Annotated in this window: 16 protein-coding genes; 11 read left to right on the top strand and 5 right to left on the bottom strand. The window is 67.5% G+C overall.

Features of this window, described 5'->3' with window-relative positions; translation table 11 throughout:
• The first annotated feature begins 176 nt into the window (after positions 1-176).
• The 4 genes from OU998_RS06370 (at position 177) to OU998_RS06355 (ending at position 3690) form a co-directional block, all read left to right on the top strand.
• Positions 177-1292, top strand: a complete 1116-nt coding sequence (locus OU998_RS06370) for a flagellar basal body P-ring protein FlgI (protein WP_267516004.1) — start codon at positions 177-179, stop codon at positions 1290-1292.
• 2 nt (positions 1293-1294) lie between these two features.
• Entirely contained in the window at positions 1295-1606 is a 312-nt protein-coding gene (locus tag OU998_RS06365) for a rod-binding protein (RefSeq protein ID WP_267516002.1), read from the top strand.
• Positions 1603-2040 carry a flagellar basal-body protein FlbY gene (locus tag OU998_RS06360; RefSeq protein WP_267516000.1) on the top strand — a complete coding sequence of 146 codons (438 nt, stop codon included), beginning with the start codon at positions 1603-1605 and terminating at the stop codon, positions 2038-2040. Before OU998_RS06365 ends, OU998_RS06360 begins: the two co-directional genes overlap by 4 nt.
• A 78-nt stretch (positions 2041-2118) precedes the next feature.
• On the top strand, positions 2119-3690 hold the full coding sequence (locus OU998_RS06355; protein WP_267515999.1) for an EAL domain-containing protein: 1572 nt from the start codon (positions 2119-2121) through the stop codon (positions 3688-3690).
• A 4-nt stretch (positions 3691-3694) separates the two neighbouring features.
• On the opposite strand, the gene OU998_RS06350 is transcribed toward OU998_RS06355, so the two are convergent.
• Positions 3695-4939, bottom strand: a complete 1245-nt coding sequence (locus OU998_RS06350) for a dipeptidase (protein WP_267515997.1) — start codon at positions 4937-4939, stop codon at positions 3695-3697.
• 217 nt (positions 4940-5156) lie between these two features.
• Between OU998_RS06350 and hemF the strand changes: the two genes are divergently transcribed.
• Positions 5157-6038: an oxygen-dependent coproporphyrinogen oxidase gene (gene hemF / locus OU998_RS06345; protein WP_267515996.1), complete on the top strand. Its 882-nt coding sequence runs from the start codon at positions 5157-5159 to the stop codon at positions 6036-6038.
• Complete coding sequence (locus tag OU998_RS06340) at positions 6035-6226, top strand: hypothetical protein (RefSeq protein WP_267515994.1); 192 nt, start codon at positions 6035-6037, stop codon at positions 6224-6226. The genes hemF and OU998_RS06340 overlap by 4 nt, the downstream gene beginning before the upstream one ends.
• Positions 6227-6677: 451 nt before the next feature.
• Here the strand turns inward: OU998_RS06340 and OU998_RS06335 are convergent, their stop codons facing one another.
• Positions 6678-7553: a LysR family transcriptional regulator gene (locus OU998_RS06335; protein WP_267515992.1), complete on the bottom strand. Its 876-nt coding sequence runs from the start codon at positions 7551-7553 to the stop codon at positions 6678-6680.
• A 79-nt stretch (positions 7554-7632) separates the two neighbouring features.
• On the opposite strand from OU998_RS06335, the gene OU998_RS06330 reads away from it, so the two are divergent.
• A complete protein-coding gene (locus OU998_RS06330) occupies positions 7633-8697 on the top strand; it encodes a YeiH family protein (protein ID WP_267515991.1) in 1065 nt (354 codons plus the stop codon).
• 195 nt (positions 8698-8892) lie between these two features.
• Here OU998_RS06330 and OU998_RS06325 read toward each other — a convergent pair whose 3' ends face one another.
• Positions 8893-9624, bottom strand: a complete 732-nt coding sequence (locus tag OU998_RS06325) for a type 1 glutamine amidotransferase (RefSeq protein ID WP_267515989.1) — start codon at positions 9622-9624, stop codon at positions 8893-8895.
• Between the two features lie 29 nt (positions 9625-9653).
• Positions 9654-10469, bottom strand: coding sequence for a 23S rRNA (adenine(2030)-N(6))-methyltransferase RlmJ (gene rlmJ, locus OU998_RS06320; RefSeq protein ID WP_267515987.1), 816 nt, complete (start codon positions 10467-10469; stop codon positions 9654-9656).
• A gap of 156 nt (positions 10470-10625) precedes the next feature.
• On the opposite strand from rlmJ, the gene OU998_RS06315 reads away from it, so the two are divergent.
• A complete protein-coding gene (locus OU998_RS06315) occupies positions 10626-13001 on the top strand; it encodes a TonB-dependent receptor (protein ID WP_267515985.1) in 2376 nt (791 codons plus the stop codon).
• Between the two features lie 57 nt (positions 13002-13058).
• Here the strand turns inward: OU998_RS06315 and cysS are convergent, their stop codons facing one another.
• Entirely contained in the window at positions 13059-14468 is a 1410-nt protein-coding gene (gene cysS / locus OU998_RS06310; RefSeq protein WP_267515983.1) for a cysteine--tRNA ligase, read from the bottom strand.
• A gap of 130 nt (positions 14469-14598) precedes the next feature.
• Here cysS and folE point away from each other — a divergent pair, with 130 nt between their 5' ends.
• From folE to OU998_RS06295, 3 genes are all read left to right on the top strand, one after another.
• Positions 14599-15213 (top strand): GTP cyclohydrolase I FolE, encoded by a 615-nt coding sequence (gene folE / locus OU998_RS06305; RefSeq protein ID WP_267515981.1) that lies wholly within the window; start codon positions 14599-14601, stop codon positions 15211-15213.
• A 158-nt stretch (positions 15214-15371) separates the two neighbouring features.
• The gene (locus OU998_RS06300) at positions 15372-15806 is read left to right on the top strand and encodes a biopolymer transporter ExbD (RefSeq protein ID WP_267515980.1); all 435 of its coding nucleotides are present in this window, start codon (positions 15372-15374) and stop codon (positions 15804-15806) included.
• A 128-nt stretch (positions 15807-15934) separates the two neighbouring features.
• Positions 15935-17752 (top strand): gamma-glutamyltransferase family protein, encoded by a 1818-nt coding sequence (locus OU998_RS06295; protein ID WP_267515979.1) that lies wholly within the window; start codon positions 15935-15937, stop codon positions 17750-17752.
• Positions 17753-17765 lie beyond the last annotated feature (13 nt).

Raw genomic sequence — 17765 nt, 5'->3', positions numbered from 1 at the left:
TGCTCCGGCTCATGGTCCCATCCTTGGCGAACGGAATGACCGTTTGGTTAACGCCCCGGCAAAACTTGCCGCCGACACGCCCACACACAGATGCGAAAGCGCGATATTTCATAGACTTACAATCCGGCACGATCTTCGCATCCGATCATATGAAACGCCGTAAGGACGTCCGACCGATGCAGAATCTGCTTGCCCGCCTTGTCGCCTCCCTCGCCGCCGTGGCTGCGCTGGGCGCGGGCGCGTCGCCGGTCCTGGCCCAATCGCGCATCAAGGACATCGCCGCCGTCGAAGGCGTGCGCGGCAACCAACTGGTCGGCTACGGCATGGTCATGGGCCTGAACGGCACAGGCGACAGCCTGCGCAACTGCCCCTTCACCCGCCAGTCCCTGGAGGGCATGACCGAACGCCTGGGCGTGAATATCCGCGGCGGCAACGCCAACACCAAGAATATGGCCGCCGTGATGGTGTCGGCCGAACTGCCCGCCTTCGCCACGCCCGGTTCAAGAATCGACGTCAATGTCTCGTCGATGTGCGACGCCAAGAGCCTGTTGGGCGGATCACTGGTCGTGACCAGCCTGCAAGGCGCGGACGGCCAGGTCTATGCGGTGGCGCAGGGCTCGGTTCAGACCGGCTCTGTTTCTGCTGGAGGCGGTTCAGGATCTTCGATCACACGCGGCGTGCCGACCGCCGGCCGCATCGCTTCCGGAGCCTCGGTCGAACGCGAAACGGGCTTTCAGATGGCCAATATGAATGAGGTGCGTCTGAACCTGCGCAATCCTGACTTCACTACGGCCCAGCGGGTGGCCGCAGCCGTCAACGCCGCCTATCCCGGCTCGGCTCTGGCCGAAAACGGGACGGTGGTGGCTCTGCGCGCGCCGGGCCAGATGGGCATGGCCGGCTTCATCAGCCGCGTCGAGAACCTGCCCGTCACCGTCGATTCTCCGGCCAAGGTCATCATCGACGAAGTGAACGGCGTCATCGTCATGGGCGACGCGGTCCGCATCTCGCGCGTGGCCATCGCCCAGGGCAATCTGACCATCTCGGTCGATGAGCAGCCGTCCGTCAGCCAGCCCGCCCCGTTCAGCCAAGGCCAGACGGCGGTCGTCCCCAACACCCAGGTCACCGTCGAGGAGGATCTGGGCACCCAGATGCGGCTCGTCGGCGGCGGAACCAGCCTGTCCACCTTGGTCAATGGGCTGAATGCGCTGGGGGTCAGCCCCCGCGACATGATCAGCATTCTTCAGGCCATCAAGGCGTCCGGCGCCCTGCAAGCCGACATTGAGGTGATGTGAGCATGACCGACCTCGCCGTCTCTACCGACCTGCTCCGCCCCGTCCAGGGCCTGGCCGCCAATACGGTCGGTGCGTCCAAGGACAAGATCAAAAGCACCGCCGAAGCCTTCGAGGCCTCCTTCCTGTCGCAGATGCTGAAGCCGATGTTCGAGGGCCTCTCCACCGACGGCCTGTTCGGCGGCGGTCAGGCCGAGGCGACGTGGCGCAGCTTTATGCTGGATGAAATGGCGAAGAAGACCGTCTCGGCCGGCGGCATCGGCCTGGCAGGCTCGGTCATGAACGAAATGATGAAGATGCAGGAGGGCGCCCAATGAACGACGCAGACCTGGCCACCGCTCGCGTTCGTCAACTGCTAGAGCTCACCCGCCGCCTGACGGAGCGATTGGCGACCGAGACGCGCGCCTTCGAGGAAGGCAAACCGCAGAAGGTGGCCGCCAGCCTGGCCGAAACTCAGGAGATGGCGAACCTCTATCGCCGCGATTCCGGTCACGTAAAGGCCAATCCCGCCCTGCTGGCCGGAGCCATCGCCACCGAACGCATGGCCCTGATCGACGCCACCCGCGCCTTCGAAGCCGTGCTGGCGCGACACGCGAGCGCGGTCGAGGCGGCCCGCAAGATCTCTGAGGGGCTGGTACGCGCCATCGCCCATGAGGTCGCCGCCGCCCGCACGCCCGCATCAGCCTATGCCGCCGACGGCCGCGCCGCGATGGGAGACGGCCGCGCGGTCGCCTTCAACCGCAAGGCTTGAGGCCGTAGCGCCGGCTTAGAAATCTCGCCGGTGTTGCCTATTTTTTAAGCGCCGACCGGGCATGGTGGCGTCATGTCGATGACTACTCGCCTTCTCGGTCTGGCCTTCGCATCTTCCGATGCCCTGGTCGAAATTGACGCCGAAGGCCGCGTCGCCTTCGCGCTCGGCGCCGGCCCTTTGCCCGGCACGGATGTCGGGGCGCTTTGGACGGGCAAGCCCCTGGTGACCTTCCTTCATGAAGGTTACGGCGCGCTCGAGCTTCTGCTGCAGACCAAGCCTGGCGCGCGCAGCGCCGCCGCCCAAATCCTGGTCCAGGCGGGGCCTGGGCGCGTGCGACGGGCCTCTCTGAGGGCCTTCATCCTGCCCCAGCTGGCGCCGTCCATCTCGTGCTCAATCGCCTATGAAGGCCCCGCCATAGCGGTGGCCTCGCTTGAGACGCCGCCCCTTATGGACGCGGAGACCTTTATGGCCGACGCCGCTCGCGTCGTCGCATTGGCGCCCAGCCTTTCACTCGCCTTCCTTGATATTCGCGGGCTTGAGGACCTGGCCGGAGAGGTTGCGGAAAAGGTGCAACGCCGGATCGAAGCGACGCTTCAATCCGCAGCGGCGCATGGTTCCTCGGCGGCTCAGATCACCCCCGAGCGCTACGCCCTGTTCCGCGCGCCCGGCGACACCCGCGATCTGGCCGCCGAGGTCGTTGAGGCCGGCCGCGCGGAGGGCGTGAATCTCGACGCCGAATCGTTCGCCTCCACCCTTCCGGAGGGCGGAGACACCCTGTGCGTCCTGCGCGCCATGCGGTACGCGATCGAGGCTTGTCTGAAGGACGATGGTCTCGCCAACCCTCAGGTCGCCTTCTCCGAAGCGCTGAAGCGGACGTTCCGGGACGCGGAGGCTTTCCGCGCCGTCGTCAAATCGCGCGAGTTTGAAGTCCACTACCAACCCATTGTGCAACTGACCTCGCGTGCGGTTCACCATTTCGAAGCCCTGGCGCGCTTCAACGCCAGCGCCGGCCCCGCCAACGCCATTCGCATGGCCGAGGAGTTGGACATGATCGAGTCCTTCGATCTGGCCGTGGCTGAGAAGGTGCTGAAGCGGATGCGGGCGCCGGGCGCCGGCCTGCTGAAGATGGCGATCAATGTGTCCGGCGCCTCGCTGGGCGACGACACCTATGTCGAACACCTGCTGCAGATGACCGCCGGTTCGCCGGCCGACCGCAAGCGGCTGATCGTCGAGATCACCGAAACCTCCGCCCTGGCGGACATCGGCGCCGCCAACCGCCGTCTGGCGGCCCTGCGCGACACGGGCATCAAGGTCTGTATCGACGACTTCGGCTCGGGCGCAGCCTCGTATGACTACCTGCGCAAACTGTCGGTCGATGCCGTGAAGATCGACGGGGCCCTGATCCGGGACATCGAAACCGATGAGGTGGTGCGCAACATGGTGCGCAACATCGTCGAACTGAGCCGGTCGTTGAAGCTCGAGACCATCGCCGAGATGATCGAGACCGAAGAGGTCGTCACCCAACTCAAGGCCTTGGGCGTCGAGTACGGCCAGGGCTGGCTGTTCGGCCGCGCCGAGGCGGAGCCGCGCACGCAACTGGCGAGCACGGCCCCGGTCCGCCGCCGCGGCGCCGTCGAAGCCTGGGGCTGACGGCCTAGCCGGCGGTCGGCTTGGCCAGCGACGGTCGCTCGGACGCCTTGGCGGCGGCGGTGGCTTCGACGGCGCGCATGACGCGCAGCAGGTTCTCGCCGGCGATCTTGCGGATGTCGGCCTCGGTCCAGCCGGCGTCCATCAGGGCGGCGAGGATGCGGGGATAGGCGTCCACCCCGGTCATGCCTTCGGGCAGGCTGCCGATGCCGTCGAAGTCGGCGCCCAGGCCGACGTGGTCGATCCCCGCGACCTGACGCACATGCTGGATGTGGGCGACGACGTCGGCCAGGGTCGCCTGGGGCGTCGGATGGGCGGCGGACCAGGCGGTCAGGCCGGCCTCGACCGCGGTCGGATCGCCGGGGTTCAGGGCCTTGAGCCGCGCCTCCTCGCCCGCGCGGTCGGCGTTCCAGGCGCGGACCCGTTCGGAGACGAAGCCGGGCGCCAGATTGATCATCACGATCCCGCCGTCCTCAGGCATCATCCGCAGCACCCGGTCGGGGACGTTGCGGGGATGGGCCGTGATCGCTCGCGCCGAGGAGTGGGAGAAGATCACCGGGGCGTCGGACACCCGCATGGCGTCCAGCATGGTGTCCTCGGACACGTGGCTGAGGTCCACCATCATGCCCAGCCGGTTCATCTCGCGCACCACATCCTCGCCGAAGGGGCTGAGCCCGCCCCATTTGGGGGCGTCGGTGGCGCTGTCGGCCCAGGTGGTGGTCTTGGAGTGTGTCAGGGTCATGTAGCGCGCCCCGGTGCGGTAGTATTCACGCAGCAGGGCCAGGGAGTCGTTGATCGAGTAGCCGCCCTCCATGCCGATCAGGCTGGCGATCCGGCCCGAGGCGAAGACGGCGTCGACCTGGTCCGCCGTGGTCGCCAGGCCGAAGACGTCGGGGTGGGCGGCGATGATCCGCTTGGCCGTGTCGATCTGTTCGAAGGTCTCCTCGACCGCCTCGAGCGGGGTCAGGCTGGCGGGGACATAGACCGACCAGAACTGACCGCCGACGCCGCCGGCGCGCAGGCGGGCGATGTCGGTGTGGAGTTGGGTCGTCGCGTCCAGATTGGTCGTCAGATCAACGGCATAGACGTCATTGCCGAACTGCTGGCGCAGGGCCCAGGGCAGGTCGTTGTGGCCGTCGATCAGGGGGGTGGTCTTCAGGATCTCGAGCACGCGGGCCTCGCCTGCGGATTGAGCGTTAGCGGTGGTGGCGAAGGCGGCGACGGCGACGCCGGCCAGCAGATGACGGATCATGATGCGACTCCCTGATGTTGCGACGCACACTGACAGACGGACCTGGAGAAAAGAACCCTCTCCCGCTTGCGGGAGAGGTGGCCCGGCGTTCGCGCAGCGAACCAGGGTCGGAGAGGGAAGTATTGCTCAGTAGAAGACTTCCCCCATCGTCAGGCGTGTCGCTGCGCGCCACGACCTGCCACTTCCCCCGCAAGCGGGGGAAGGTCTAAGAGACGGTATGAGCGACGCCGCCTTTTCCGATCCGCTCGACCTGAAGAAGGTCGAGACCCGCGCCTGGTTCGAGCATCTGCGCGACCGTATCCATGCGGCCTTCGAGGCGCTGGAGGATGCGGCGCCGGCCGCGCTGTTTCCGGGGGAGCCGGGGCGGTTCGTGCGGACCGCCTGGGACCGCAAGGACGGCGGCGGGGGCGTGATGGGGATGATGCACGGCCGGCTGTTCGAGAAGGTCGGGGTCCATGTCTCGACCGTCCACGGATCGTTTCCGGCCGACTACGCCAAGACGGTGCCGGGGGCGGCGGAGGATCCGCGCTTCTTCGCCACCGGGATCAGCCTGATCTGCCATCCGGTCAGTCCCCGGATTCCGGCCGTGCACATGAACACCCGCTTCATCGCCACGACCCAGAGCTGGTTCGGCGGCGGGGGCGATCTGACGCCGGTGCTGGACGCGGATCGGCGCCAGGACCACCCGGACACCCTGGCCTTCCACGCCGCGATGAAGGCCGCCTGCGACGCCCACGATCCCGACTGGCACGCCAAATACAAGGCCTGGTGCGACGAGTATTTCTTCCTGCCGCATCGGCAGGAGCCGCGGGGCACGGGCGGCATCTTCTATGACCACCACGACAGCGGCGACCACGACCGGGACTTCGCCTTCACCCGCGACGTGGGTCTGGCCTTCCTGGACATCTATCCGAAGATCGTGGCCGGGCGGATGGGCGAGGCCTGGACGCCGGAGGAGCGCGAGGAGCAGTTGGTGCGGCGCGGCCGGTATGTGGAGTTCAACCTGCTGTACGACCGTGGCACCATGTTCGGCCTCAAGACCGGCGGCAACGTCGATTCGATCCTCAGCTCCATGCCCCCGGTGGTGAAATGGCCGTGAAATCCCCCCTTTCGAAGATCCTGCTGCGGCCCCTGGCCACCTCGGCCCTGTTCGCCGTGCTGTACGGGGTCTATCTGACCCTGTCGAAACAGCCGCAGATCCCGCTGACCCTGTTCGTGGTGATCGGCTTCTACTTCGCGGCCTCGCTGCTGCTGGAGCGGTTCGTGTTTCCCCGGATTGGACTGTAGGCGGCCGGACCATACACCCGTCATCCTCGGGCTTGACCCGAGGACCGGATGCGGATCGGGCTGTGCGCCCGCCGCTGGCGCAATGCGGCGGACAGCCCGGTCCTCGGGTCAAGCCCGAGGATGACGGGGGCGTGGGGTTTGAGGCGCGGGCTGCGGGTGGCAGCGGGCGGATTAGACTGTTTCGACTCCAATTTTTTTGAGTCTATTTGAGTGTATTTCAGGCGACCCGAGCGCCCTTGAAACCGACCCGCCAAATTGCACTGCACCGTCGAAATCGGTGCAATATGCAAAAGAGTGCAGTTTGGCGGCGTGTTTCCATTCGATTGTCAAAGACCTGACGCCCAGTCTAACTGCGCCCGGAAGGGTGATAGGTCGACTGTCGAATTTTCTTTGAAAACCCTTAGAATTCAACATGCGGTGACGCGGAATTAGGGGCGTATCCCCTGTCCGCTCACCCCATGGCCGCCACAAACGCGTCGCCGGCGCGGCTGCGGTAGCGTTCGGAATGGCGCAGCAGGCGGAAGGGGCGCTCCGGCAGGCTGAAGGCGGCGGTGACCAGGCGGCCGGCGGCGACCGAGGCGTAGGCGACGCTCTCGGACAGGGCCGTGGCCCCTGCCCCTGCCTCGGCCGCCGCCAGCACCGCCTCGTTCGACGGCAGGGTCATGGCGATGGACAGGGCGGCGGGGTCCACGCCCGCGTTTCGTAGGGCCGCCTCCAGGGTCGAGCGGGTGCCCGAGCCCGCTTCGCGCAGGACCCAGGCCTGGGTCGCCAGGGTCTGGGCCTCCAGTCGGCGCAGCCCAGCCCAGGGGTGGTCAGGCGTGACCAGGACCGCCAGCCGGTCCGAGCCCACCACCGTCTGATCCAGCAAGGGTTGGTCGATCTCGCCCTCGACCAGACCCAGTTCGGCCGCGCCGCTCAACACCCCCTCGGCCACCTCACGCGTATTGCCGATGGCCACGTCCAGTTCGACGCCGGGGTGGGCCGCGTGAAAGGCGGCCAGCCGGCGCGGCAGCCAGGCGCTGGCGATGGTCTGGCTGGCGAAGATGGTCAGGCGGCCGCGTCGCAAAGCGCTCATGTCCGCCAGCGCCGCCTCGGCCGCCGCGGCCCGGGCCAGCACGGCCTTGGCCTCGGGCAGGAAGGCCACACCGGTCTGGTTCAGGACCACGCCCCGGCCGACCCGGTCGAACAGATGGACGTCATGTTCGGCCTCGAGCGCCGCGATGGCGTTGGAGACGGCCGACTGGGTCAGGTTCAGCGCCCGCGCGGCCGCCGTCACATGCTGACGCTCGGCTACGGCGACGAAGATGCGCAGGCGTTCCAGGGTCAAGATCAATCTCCAAATCGGATTGAACTGACCATAACAATCCGTTGGACGGTGGTCGAGAGGCGGGCCATCAAGCTGGACCATGAAGTCCACCGCCTCCGTCGCAGCCTTGAGCCCTCCCCTGCCCCGCAGGATGCAGCTGGGCGCGTTTGGCCGTTCGGTCTGGCCCGGCCTGATGATGAGCCTGGTGGTCGCCCTGGCGGCGGTCGGCCTGACCAGTCTGGAGCGGGACGTCTTCGGCAAGGCCTGGCTGGAGCCGCTGGTCCTGGCCATCCTGCTCGGCGCGGGCGTACGGGCTGCCTGGACGCCGGACGCCCGGTTCAGGGTCGGGATCGATTTTTCAGCCAAGATCCTGCTGGAGGTGGCGGTGGTCCTGCTGGGCGCCTCGGTCAGCGCGGCCACCCTGTCGTCGCTGGGGGTCGGGTTCGTGGCCGGGGTCTTCGCCCTGGTCGCCGCCGCCATACTGGTCGGGTTCGGGATCGGGCGTCTGCTGGGGCTGAACCCGCGCATGGCCCTGCTGGTCGCGTGCGGCAACGCCATCTGCGGCAACTCGGCCATCGCCGCCGTGGCCCCGGTGATCGACGCCGATGGCGAGGAGGTCGCCGCCTCCATCGCCTTTACGGCCGTGCTGGGGGTGGTGGTCGTGCTGACCCTGCCGCTGCTGGGCGGGCTGATGTCCATGAGCGGCGTGCAATACGGGGCCCTGGCGGGGCTGACCGTCTATGCCGTGCCCCAGGTGCTGGCGGCGGCCGCCCCGTTCGGCGCGGTCGCGACCCAGACGGGGACGGTGGTCAAGCTGGCGCGGGTGCTGATGCTGGGGCCGGTGATCCTGGTGCTGTCGCTGATGTTCAGGGACCGGGCGGAGGGAGCGAAGGGGCCGGGTCTGCACCGGTTGCTGCCGTGGTTCATCGTCGGCTTCCTGGCCATGATCGCCCTGCGGAACCTGGACCTGATCCCGCAGGCGGCGCTTTCACCCATGGCGACGGCGTCGGGCCTGTTGACCGTGGCGGCCATGGCGGCCCTGGGGCTACAAACGGACATCCGGGCCGTGGCGCGCGCCGGCGGGCGGGTGGCGGCGGCCGTGGTGCTGTCGCTGGCGGCCCTGGTGGGGCTGAGCCTGGGGCTGATCGCGGTGTTGGGGGTTTAGCGCCCCCCTTCTTTCGTCATCCTCCGACGAGCGTAGCGAGATCGGGGGACCCAGCGGCGCGCGCGAGCGCGAACCTGTCGCGGACGAGGTGTTCAAACATCGAGCGGCGGACGCATCGCCTTCGGCGCCGCTGGGTCCCCCGATCTGCGCCGCGAAGACGCGGCTTGTCGGAGGATGACGAAAGGAAAGTGGAAGCTAGATCCCGCTGCCGTGATCCTCGACCGGAGGCGGGGTCAGCAGCAGGAAGGCGCGGATCCAGGCGGTGAGGATGGCGCGGTCGTTGGGGCGTTTCAGGCTGTCGAGCGCGGCGTCGGCCAGGGGTTCGGGGATGCGCGAGCCGCGCCGGACCTCGACCAGGGCGGCGGCGTAGTCCGGCTGGAACTCCGGGTGGCACTGGAAGGAAATGGCGTCGTCGCCCCAGGCCAGGCCGGCGTAGGGGGTGAAGCCGCTGGAGGCGATGACGCGGGCGTCCGGCGAGACGGCCACGACCTGATCCTGGTGCGAGACGGGGATGGCGATGGTGCGGGCGCGGGGCTGCATCCAGGGCTCGTCAGCATGGACGTCATAGCGGTGCAGGCCGACGCCCCAGCCCTTGTCCGACTTCTCGACCGCGCCGCCGAAGGCGTGGGCCAGGACCTGGTGGCCGAAACAGATGCCGACGATCCGGGTCCGGCCCCGCGCGGCGCGCAGCCAGTCGATCAGCTGGGGGATCCACGGCAGGTCGTCATAGACGCCGGCGGCCGAGCCCGTGACGATCACGCCCTGGAAGGCGGCGGGATCGGTCGGCAGACAGCCGGACTGGACGTCGAAACGGGTGGTCGGGACGGTCTCGCCCAGCAGGGCGCGGAACCGGGCCGGATAGTCGTCGAAACTGTCCTTCAGGGCCTCGGGCGGATGGCCGGTTTCTAGGATGGCGATGCGGGTCATGGCCCGACCATAGACAAGGGGCGCGCCGATCAGAAGGACCAGATTTCAGCCCGGCCGCCCGGATCGCCCAGACGGTCGGCGACCCAGGCGCAGACCTGCTGCGCTGCGTCCTCGGCGCCCGGCGGCGGATTGACGATGACCAGGGCGCAGCCGTTCATCTTCATCGGATTGGTCAGGGGACGCAGGCGGGCCTCGGCCACCAGGGTCGGGCCGGCCTTGGCCTGAAGCCGGCGGATGAAGCCGTCGAAGGTCTCCAGATCCTTCAGCGGGGTCCAGATGGCCACGGTGGCGGTCGGATCGCGACGGACCACCGCCAGGGCGGTTTCGGCCGAGCGGACATAGTCGTCGGGCTTTTCGAACGGCGGGTCGATCAGGATCAGGGGGCCGCGCACCCGCGCCGCCTCGGCCGTAGCCAGGGCGTAGCCGTCGCCCTCGCGCGCCTCGGCGTTGGGGCGGGCGGCCAGGGCCTGATCCAGCAGGGCGCGGACGGGCGGGTTCAGTTCATAGCCGACATAGCGGTCCTCGTTCCCGAGCGCGTCGGCGATCAGCAGGGGCGAACCGGGATAGAAGCGGGCGCCGCCGTCGGGGTTGAGCGCCGCCACCCGATCCGCCAGGGCCTGCATCAGCGGCGGCAGATCCGCGTCGGTCATCAGACGCGCGACCCCGGCCTCGGCCTCCTTAGAGCGCGTCGCATCGCCGGACAGGTCGTACAAGCCCGCGCCCGCATGGGTGTCGAACACCGTCAGAGGCCCGGCGGCCTGGCGGGTGCTCACCAGCCACAGCACCAGGGCGTGTTTGACCAGGTCGGCGAAGTTTCCGGCGTGGAAGCTGTGGCGATAGTTCATGCCGCCTCGTGTCGCGCCGGGCGCGCGGGGTCAAGGGGAAGCGGCCTGAAGCGATCATTGGTTGTCAGGGGCGCTATCCGCCGGTGATAGAAATTCCTAGTTGATTGGTAGATTTAAATAAGACCTCATTTCCCTTCGGATACACAGGAGGGGAATATGTCCATCGTCACCCGGGCGCTCGCCCGAAGTCTGGTTTCAGTCACAGCCCTGGCGGCCTGCCTCGGCGCGCCCGCCGTCGCTTTTGCGGGTGCTGACGAGGCCGCCGCGCCCCAGTCGGCCACCCCGCCCATCGCCAGTCTGGGCGACATCGTCGTCACCGCGCGTCGCAGGGACGAGCGGGCGCAGGACGTGCCCATCGCCCTGACGGTGGTGAACGAGGAACTGCTGGACCGGACCGGCGCCTATAATGTCGGCCAGATCACCCAGCTGGCGCCCAGCGTGCAGCTGCTGACCTCGAACCCGCGCAACACGGCCATCACCATCCGGGGGCTTGGGGCCAGCTACGGCCTGGCCAACGACGGGCTGGAACAGGGGGTCGGCATCTATGTGAACCAAGTCTATTATGGCCGACCGGCGACGGCGACGCTGGACTTCGTCGATCTGGACCGGATCGAGATCCTGCGCGGGCCGCAGGGGACGCTGTTCGGCAAGAACACCACCGCCGGCGCTTTAAACATCACCACCCGCGACCCGAGCTTCACGCCCGAAGGCCAGGCGGAGCTGAGCTTCGGCGACTATGGCTTCCTGCAAGCCAAGGCGACCTTCTCGGGCCCCATCGTGGACGACAAGGTCGCGGCGCGGTTCTCGGTCGTCTCGACCCGGCGCGACGGGGTGCTGGACAATGTCACCACCGGGGAGAAGCAGAACGCGCAGGACTCGATCAGTCTACGCGGGCAACTGTTGTTCCAGCCGACGGACCAGCTGCGAGTGCGGCTGTTCGCCGACTATGCCGACCTGACGCCGGAGTGCTGCACCCAAGTCTATGTCACGGCGGGCCAGACGCTGAAGCCCGCCGCCCAGCAGTTCGCCGCCCTGGCCGCCGGTCGCGGCTATACGCCCGCCAGCACCAATCCCTATGACCGGCTGGCCGACATCGACAGCGGCATACAGGCGGACCAGATCCACCGCGGAGTCTCGGCCATCGTCGACTACGACTTCGGCTGGGCGACCCTGACCTCGGTCTCGGCCTGGCGGGCGTGGGACTGGGGACCGCAGAACGACCGCGACTACACCGCCCTCGACATCACCCGCCAGTCGGCCAATCCGTCGTGGCAGGACCAGTGGAGCCAGGAGCTGCGCCTGTCCTCGAACGGGAACCACCGCATCGACTGGACCGGCGGCCTGTACGCCTTCCACCAGGCGGTCGAGACGCACGGGGTCACCGAATACGGCGCGGACGCCACCTATTGGCTGCTGAGCCCCAGCCTGCCGGACGCCCTGCTGGACGGTTACACAGTGTTCAACGATAGCCGGATCGAGACGGACTCCTACGCCGTGTTCGGCCAACTGACTTGGAACATCACCGACCGGCTGCACCTGACGCCGGGGCTGCGCTACACCTATGAGGAGAAGTCGGGAACCTATGCGGCGACGACGACCGGCGGACTGGCGACGACGGACGCCACCCTGATCTCGCGCCGGCTCGGCATCGCCCGGCCCCAGGCCTATGACGCCGAAATCTCGGACGACGACCTGTCCGGCCAGGCAGCGCTGTCCTACGACGTCAGCGACGACGTCCTGGTCTATGGCAGCGCGGCGCGGGGCTATAAGTCGGCCGGCATCAATATGGCCGGCATCCCCACCCTGCCGAACGGCCAGCCCTCGTTGACCAATGCGGTGGTCAAGCCCGAGGTGGTGACGACCTATGAGCTGGGGCTGAAGACGCAAGGTTTCGACCGGCGGGTGACGGCCAACCTGGCCGCCTATCGCACCGACGTGGACGACTATCAGGCCAATGTCGTCGACAGCGGCCCCGGCGCCCTGCGCGGCTATCTGGCCAATGCCGAGAAGGTAGTGATCCAAGGGATCGAACTGGACGCCGTCGCCCGGCCGAACGAACACCTGGACCTGTACGCCAACGTCGCCTGGACCGATGCGAAATACGACTCCTTCGCCAACGGCCCCTGCCCGCTGGAGCAGATCGGGACCTCGACCGTGGCCTGCGATCTCTCGGGCAAGGACCTGCCGGGGGTCTCGCCCTGGGCCGCGTCGGCCGGCGGCGAGGTGCACGGGAACGGCGGCTTCCTGGGTCTGCCGGGCCAGTTCTACGGCGGGGCGGACGCCAGCTTCCGCTCGACCTACAACTCCGACGCCTCGGTCTCGCGCTATACCGAGATCGAGGGCTATACGATCGTGAACCTGCGGGCCGGCTTCCGCGCCGACAATGGCTGGGAGGCGTCGGTTTGGGTCCGGAACGCGCTGGACGAGGACTATCTGCAGTTCGTCAGCGTCCAGTCCGGCAACTCGGGCCTGGTGATCGGCAACCCCGGCGATCCGCGCACGGTGGGGATCACGCTGCGGGCGCGGTATTGAATCCAGATTCCATCACCCTCCGAACAAGTCAGAGGGTGATGGCGTGTGGGTGTGGCCTTACCCCTTCATCCGCCAGGTGGCGCCCTCAGGGCCGTCCATGACGACGACGTTCAGGGCGTTCAGGCGGTCGCGGATGCGGTCGGCTTCGGGCCAGTCCTTGGCGGCGCGGGCGGCGGCGCGTTGCTCCAGCAGGGCTTCGACCTCGAGGCGGAGGGCGTCGGAGACGTCGCCTTCCAGCCAGGCGGCGGGGTCGGCCTGAAGCACGCCCAGGATGGAGGCGCAGGCCACGAGGCGGGCGCGGGCCTGGGCCACGGCGGCGGTGTCGCCCGCCGTCATGCCGCGCTCGATCTCGCTGGACAGGGCGAACAGGCTGGCCATGGCGCCGGGGGTGTTCAGATCATCCTCGATGGACTTGAGGAAGTCGGTCGGCGGATCGAGGTCCAGGGCTTCAACGCTGCTGGAGCGGTGCAGGGCGCCGTACAGCCGATCCAGCGACTTCTTGGACTGGTCCAGCAGGCCCTGGTTCCAGTCCAGCGGCTGACGATAGTGGGCCGACAGAAGCGCCCAGCGGACGACTTCGCCCGGCATGGCCTGGACCAGGTCGTGCAGCAGCAGGACATTGCCGATGGACTTGGACATCTTCTCGGCGTCCACGGTCAGGAAGCCGTTGTGCATCCAGTAGCGGGCGTATTCGTCGTGAGCCCCGGCGTCATGGGCGTGGCCGTGGGCGCAGACGCCCTGGGCGATCTCGTTCTCGTGGTGGGGGAAGACCAGGTCGATGCCGCCGCCGTGGATGTCGATGGGCAGGCCCAGGGTCTGTTCGATCATGGCCGAGCATTCGATATGCCAGCCGGGACGTCCCTCGCCCCAGGGCGACGGCCAGGACGGCTCGTCCGGCTTGGACGGTTTCCACAGGACGAAGTCGTGGGGATTCTTCTTGTAGGGCGCGACCTCGACCCGGGCGCCGGCGATCATATCGTCCAGGTTCCGGCCCGACAGAGCGCCGTAGGACGGATAGGAAGAGACGTCGAACAGCACATGGCCTTCCGCCGCATAGGCGCAGCCGGCGTCGACGATGGCCTGGATCTGGGCGACGATGGCCGGGATAAATTCGGTGACGTGGGGGGCGATATCGGGCGGGCTGACGTTGAGCAGGCCCATGTCGGCGAGATAGGCGGCTTCATAGCGAGCCGTGACCTCGCCGATGGGCACGCCCTCGCGGGCGGCCTTCTGATTGATCTTGTCGTCCACGTCGGTGACGTTGCGGGCGTAGATCACATGGTCCGCGCCGTAGGTCCGACGCAGCAGCCGCACCAGGACGTCGAACACCACCGGCGGGCGCGCATTGCCGATATGGGCGTAGTCATAGACCGTCGGGCCGCAGACATAGAGGGTCACCCGGTTCGGATCGCGCGGTTCGAACAGGCGCTTTTCACGGCGCAGGGTGTCGTGGATGTGCAGCGGCATGGATAAGTCTTCAGCGGGTTTTCTTGCGGGACGGAGGGTCCGTCCCATATAGCGGCCTGATATACAGTCCCGACGGATTGTAGAAGCTATACCGGGCGGCCCCGACCGCCTCGGCCGGAAAATTGAGTTCATGAGCGTCATCCCCGCCAAGCCCGTCCTAGTCAGCGACGATCCAGTCGCGCGTCCCAGCCGCGAGCAGGCGCTGGACGCCGTGCGCACCCTGATCGCCTGGGCCGGGGACAATCCCGACCGCCCAGGCCTGATCGACACGCCCAAACGGGTGGTCGAGGCTTACGGGGAATGGTTCGACGGCTATGACGCCGATGCGGCCAAGGAGCTGTCGCGGACCTTCGAGGACGTGACCGGCTACGACGACATGGTCATCCTGCGCGAGATCGAGGTGGAGAGCCATTGCGAGCACCACCTGGCCCCCTTCCTGGGCAAGGCCTATGTCGCCTATCTGCCCGGCGAGAAGGTGGTCGGCATCTCCAAGCTGGCGCGGGTGGTCGAGATCTTCGCCCGGCGGCTGCAGAATCAGGAAACCCTGACCAACGACATCATCGAGGCCATCGAATCGCACCTGCAGCCCAAGGGCGTCGCGGTGATGATCGACGCCGCCCATCAGTGCATGACCACCCGCGGCGTGCATCACCGGCATGTTTCGACCGTCACCACCCGGTTCACCGGCGTCTTCAAGGACGATCCTGCCCTGGTGGACCGTTTCCTGAAGCTGGCGAAGGCGTAAGGCCTCGCCTGTCGCGGGTAATTGACGTTCCGGAACGCAGGATCGTTTAGAACCGCTTTACAAGCGCGCATCGGGACGCCAAGAACCGATCAAGCTCTCGGGCGATCCATAGGGAATGTCGGCGCGGATCTGCGGCCGGCGAGTAACGGAGACTAGGCATGGCTGCGAAGATCGGCGGTTCCGGTGGGGACAAGCACACGATCGAACAGACGGCGGATATCAACATCACGCCGTTCATCGACATTCTGCTGGTGCTGATGATCATCTTCATGGTCGCCGCGCCCATGGCGACCGTGTCGATCCGACTCGACCTGCCGCCGGCGCAGCCGCCGGTGAACCCGACCGAAGAAAAGGAACCGGTGTACATCACCATCCAGGACACCGGTCAGCTTTTCATCGCCGAGAAGCAAACCTCGATCGACAATCTGGCCGCCGACGTCTGCACCGCCCTGGGCGGCGGTTCCTGCCAGGAAGAGCGCGTCTTCGTGCGCGCCCAGCCGGAAGTGAAGTACTCGCAGTTCATGGAAGTCATGAACAAGATGCAGGAGAACGGCTTCTTCAAGGTCGGTCTGCTGAACGAAGACATCGAATAGGACTGAGGTTCTATCCAGGATCAGGGCCGCGTTCCGAAAGGGACGCGGCCTTTTTCTTTGCGGCAAGGCTTGCCCCCGCGCGCGCTGACCGCCTTGATGGCGGATCGGTCGTTCGAGGAGTCTCGCCCATGCGTCGTCGCACCTTCCTGTCCGCCCTGCCCGTCGGGGTGCTGGCCACGACTGCGGCCCAGGCGCAGCAGTCGGCGCCGGCGTCTGCAGCGCCCTCGCCGGCTCGCCCCGCCGATCCCTATGCCGGGATCGGCATCGGCGACCGGATCACGGGACCGAAATTCATGGGGCGTTCGACCGTCTGGGGCGCGAGCGGGGCGGCGGCGACGGCCCATCCGGCGGCCAGTCTGATCGGCATCGACACCCTGAGGCGCGGCGGATCGGCCATAGACGCGGCCATCGCCATCAATGCGGCCCTGGGCTTTCTGGAGCCGGTCGCCAACGGCATCGGCGGCGACGCCTACTGCATGCTGTGGGACCCCAAGCAGAAGAAGGTCGTCGGGCTGAACGGATCGGGCGCAAGTCCGCGAGGCCTGAGCCTGGAGACGGCGCGATCCAAGGCCATTGAGGGTTATCTGCCGCGTTATGGCGCGGTGACGGTGAATGTGCCGGGCACGGTGGACGCCTGGTGGAGCGCGCATCGACGCTACGGCAAGCTGCCGTGGAAGGATGTCCTGCTGCCGGTCGCCGAGCTGTGCGAACAGGGCGTCCCCATGCCCCAGGTCATCGCCTACTACCTGGAACGCAATATGGCGGCCTTCGACCGGGGCGTGATCCCCATCGAAGAGAATGACAACCGCAAACGCATCTGGGCCGCCGGCGGGGCGACGCCCAAGGTGGGCGAGGTCTTCGCCAATCCCTTCCTCGGCAAGACCCTGCGGATGATCGCCGAGGGCGGGCGCGACGCCTTCTATGACGGCCCCATCGCCGATCAGATCGAGGCCTATTTCAAGCGGATCGGCGGCTGGATGACCCGCGCCGACATGGCCGCCCACCACACCGAATGGGTCGAGCCGATCCAGACCAACTATCGCGGAGTGGACGTCTTCGGCCTGGGGCCCAACACCCAGGGCCTGTCGACCAACCAGATCCTGAACATCTGCGAACAGTTCGACCTGAAATCCATGGGCTTCCAGTCCGCCGCCTCGCTGCACGTCCAGGCCGAGGCCAAGCGGTTGGCGTTCGAGGACCGGGCGCGCTGGTTCGCCGACGACCGCTTCTCCAAGACCCCGGTCGAATGGCTGAACTCCAAGGCGTACGCCGCCGAACGGGCCAGGCTGATCCGGCCGGACCGGGTGATGGACCGCGTCATGCCCGGCGACGCCCCGCACCACGGCGACACCACCTATTTCAGCGTCGCAGACGCCGACGGAATGATGGTCAGCTGGATCCAGTCCAACTATCGCGGCATGGGCTCGGGCCTGGCGCCGGACAATGGGACCGAACCGCTAGGCTTCATGTTCCAGGATCGGGGCGAGCTGTTCGCCCTGACCGACGGTCATCCCAATGTCTATGCGCCCGGCAAGCGGCCGTTCCAGACCATCATCCCCGGTTTCGCGGTCAAGGACGGCGAGCCCTGGATGGCGTTCGGCGTCATGGGCGGGGCCATGCAGCCCCAGGGCCAGGCCCAGATCATCATCAACATGGTCGACTACGGGCTGGAGCCCCAGGCAGCGGGGGATGCGCCGCGCTGGCAGCACTATGGCTCGTCCGAACCGACCGGCCAGCCGCAGGAAGGGACCGGGGTGCTGCACCTGGAGAGCGGCGTGCCCGAGGCGACCAAGGCGCAGTTGCGGGCCATGGGCTGGATCCTGGGCGAGCCGGACGGCGGGTTCGGCGGCTATCAGAACGTCATGAAACAGATGAACCCCGGCGGGCGCTGGACCTATGGCGCGGCGACCGAGATGCGCAAGGACGGGATCGCGTTGGCGTACTGAGGTTACAAGGCGG

Source organism: Brevundimonas sp. SL130 (genome assembly GCF_026625805.1).
Taxonomy (GTDB): domain Bacteria; phylum Pseudomonadota; class Alphaproteobacteria; order Caulobacterales; family Caulobacteraceae; genus Brevundimonas.
This window is presented reverse-complemented; position numbering and strand designations above follow the sequence as displayed.

Excerpts from the sequence above, each read along its gene's own strand:
- OU998_RS06370 (WP_267516004.1), top strand. The coding sequence starts at position 177 with ATGCAGAATCTGCTTGCCCGCCTTGTCGCCTCCCTCGCCGCCGTGGCT.
- OU998_RS06365 (WP_267516002.1), top strand. The coding sequence starts at position 1,295 with ATGACCGACCTCGCCGTCTCTACCGACCTGCTCCGCCCCGTCCAGGGC.
- OU998_RS06360 (WP_267516000.1), top strand. The coding sequence starts at position 1,603 with ATGAACGACGCAGACCTGGCCACCGCTCGCGTTCGTCAACTGCTAGAG.
- OU998_RS06355 (WP_267515999.1), top strand. The coding sequence starts at position 2,119 with ATGACTACTCGCCTTCTCGGTCTGGCCTTCGCATCTTCCGATGCCCTG.
- OU998_RS06350 (WP_267515997.1), bottom strand. The coding sequence starts at position 4,939 with ATGATCCGTCATCTGCTGGCCGGCGTCGCCGTCGCCGCCTTCGCCACC.
- hemF (WP_267515996.1), top strand. The coding sequence starts at position 5,157 with ATGAGCGACGCCGCCTTTTCCGATCCGCTCGACCTGAAGAAGGTCGAG.
- OU998_RS06330 (WP_267515991.1), top strand. The coding sequence starts at position 7,633 with ATGAAGTCCACCGCCTCCGTCGCAGCCTTGAGCCCTCCCCTGCCCCGC.
- OU998_RS06325 (WP_267515989.1), bottom strand. The coding sequence starts at position 9,624 with ATGACCCGCATCGCCATCCTAGAAACCGGCCATCCGCCCGAGGCCCTG.
- rlmJ (WP_267515987.1), bottom strand. The coding sequence starts at position 10,469 with ATGAACTATCGCCACAGCTTCCACGCCGGAAACTTCGCCGACCTGGTC.
- OU998_RS06315 (WP_267515985.1), top strand. The coding sequence starts at position 10,626 with ATGTCCATCGTCACCCGGGCGCTCGCCCGAAGTCTGGTTTCAGTCACA.
- cysS (WP_267515983.1), bottom strand. The coding sequence starts at position 14,468 with ATGCCGCTGCACATCCACGACACCCTGCGCCGTGAAAAGCGCCTGTTC.
- folE (WP_267515981.1), top strand. The coding sequence starts at position 14,599 with ATGAGCGTCATCCCCGCCAAGCCCGTCCTAGTCAGCGACGATCCAGTC.
- OU998_RS06300 (WP_267515980.1), top strand. The coding sequence starts at position 15,372 with ATGGCTGCGAAGATCGGCGGTTCCGGTGGGGACAAGCACACGATCGAA.
- OU998_RS06295 (WP_267515979.1), top strand. The coding sequence starts at position 15,935 with ATGCGTCGTCGCACCTTCCTGTCCGCCCTGCCCGTCGGGGTGCTGGCC.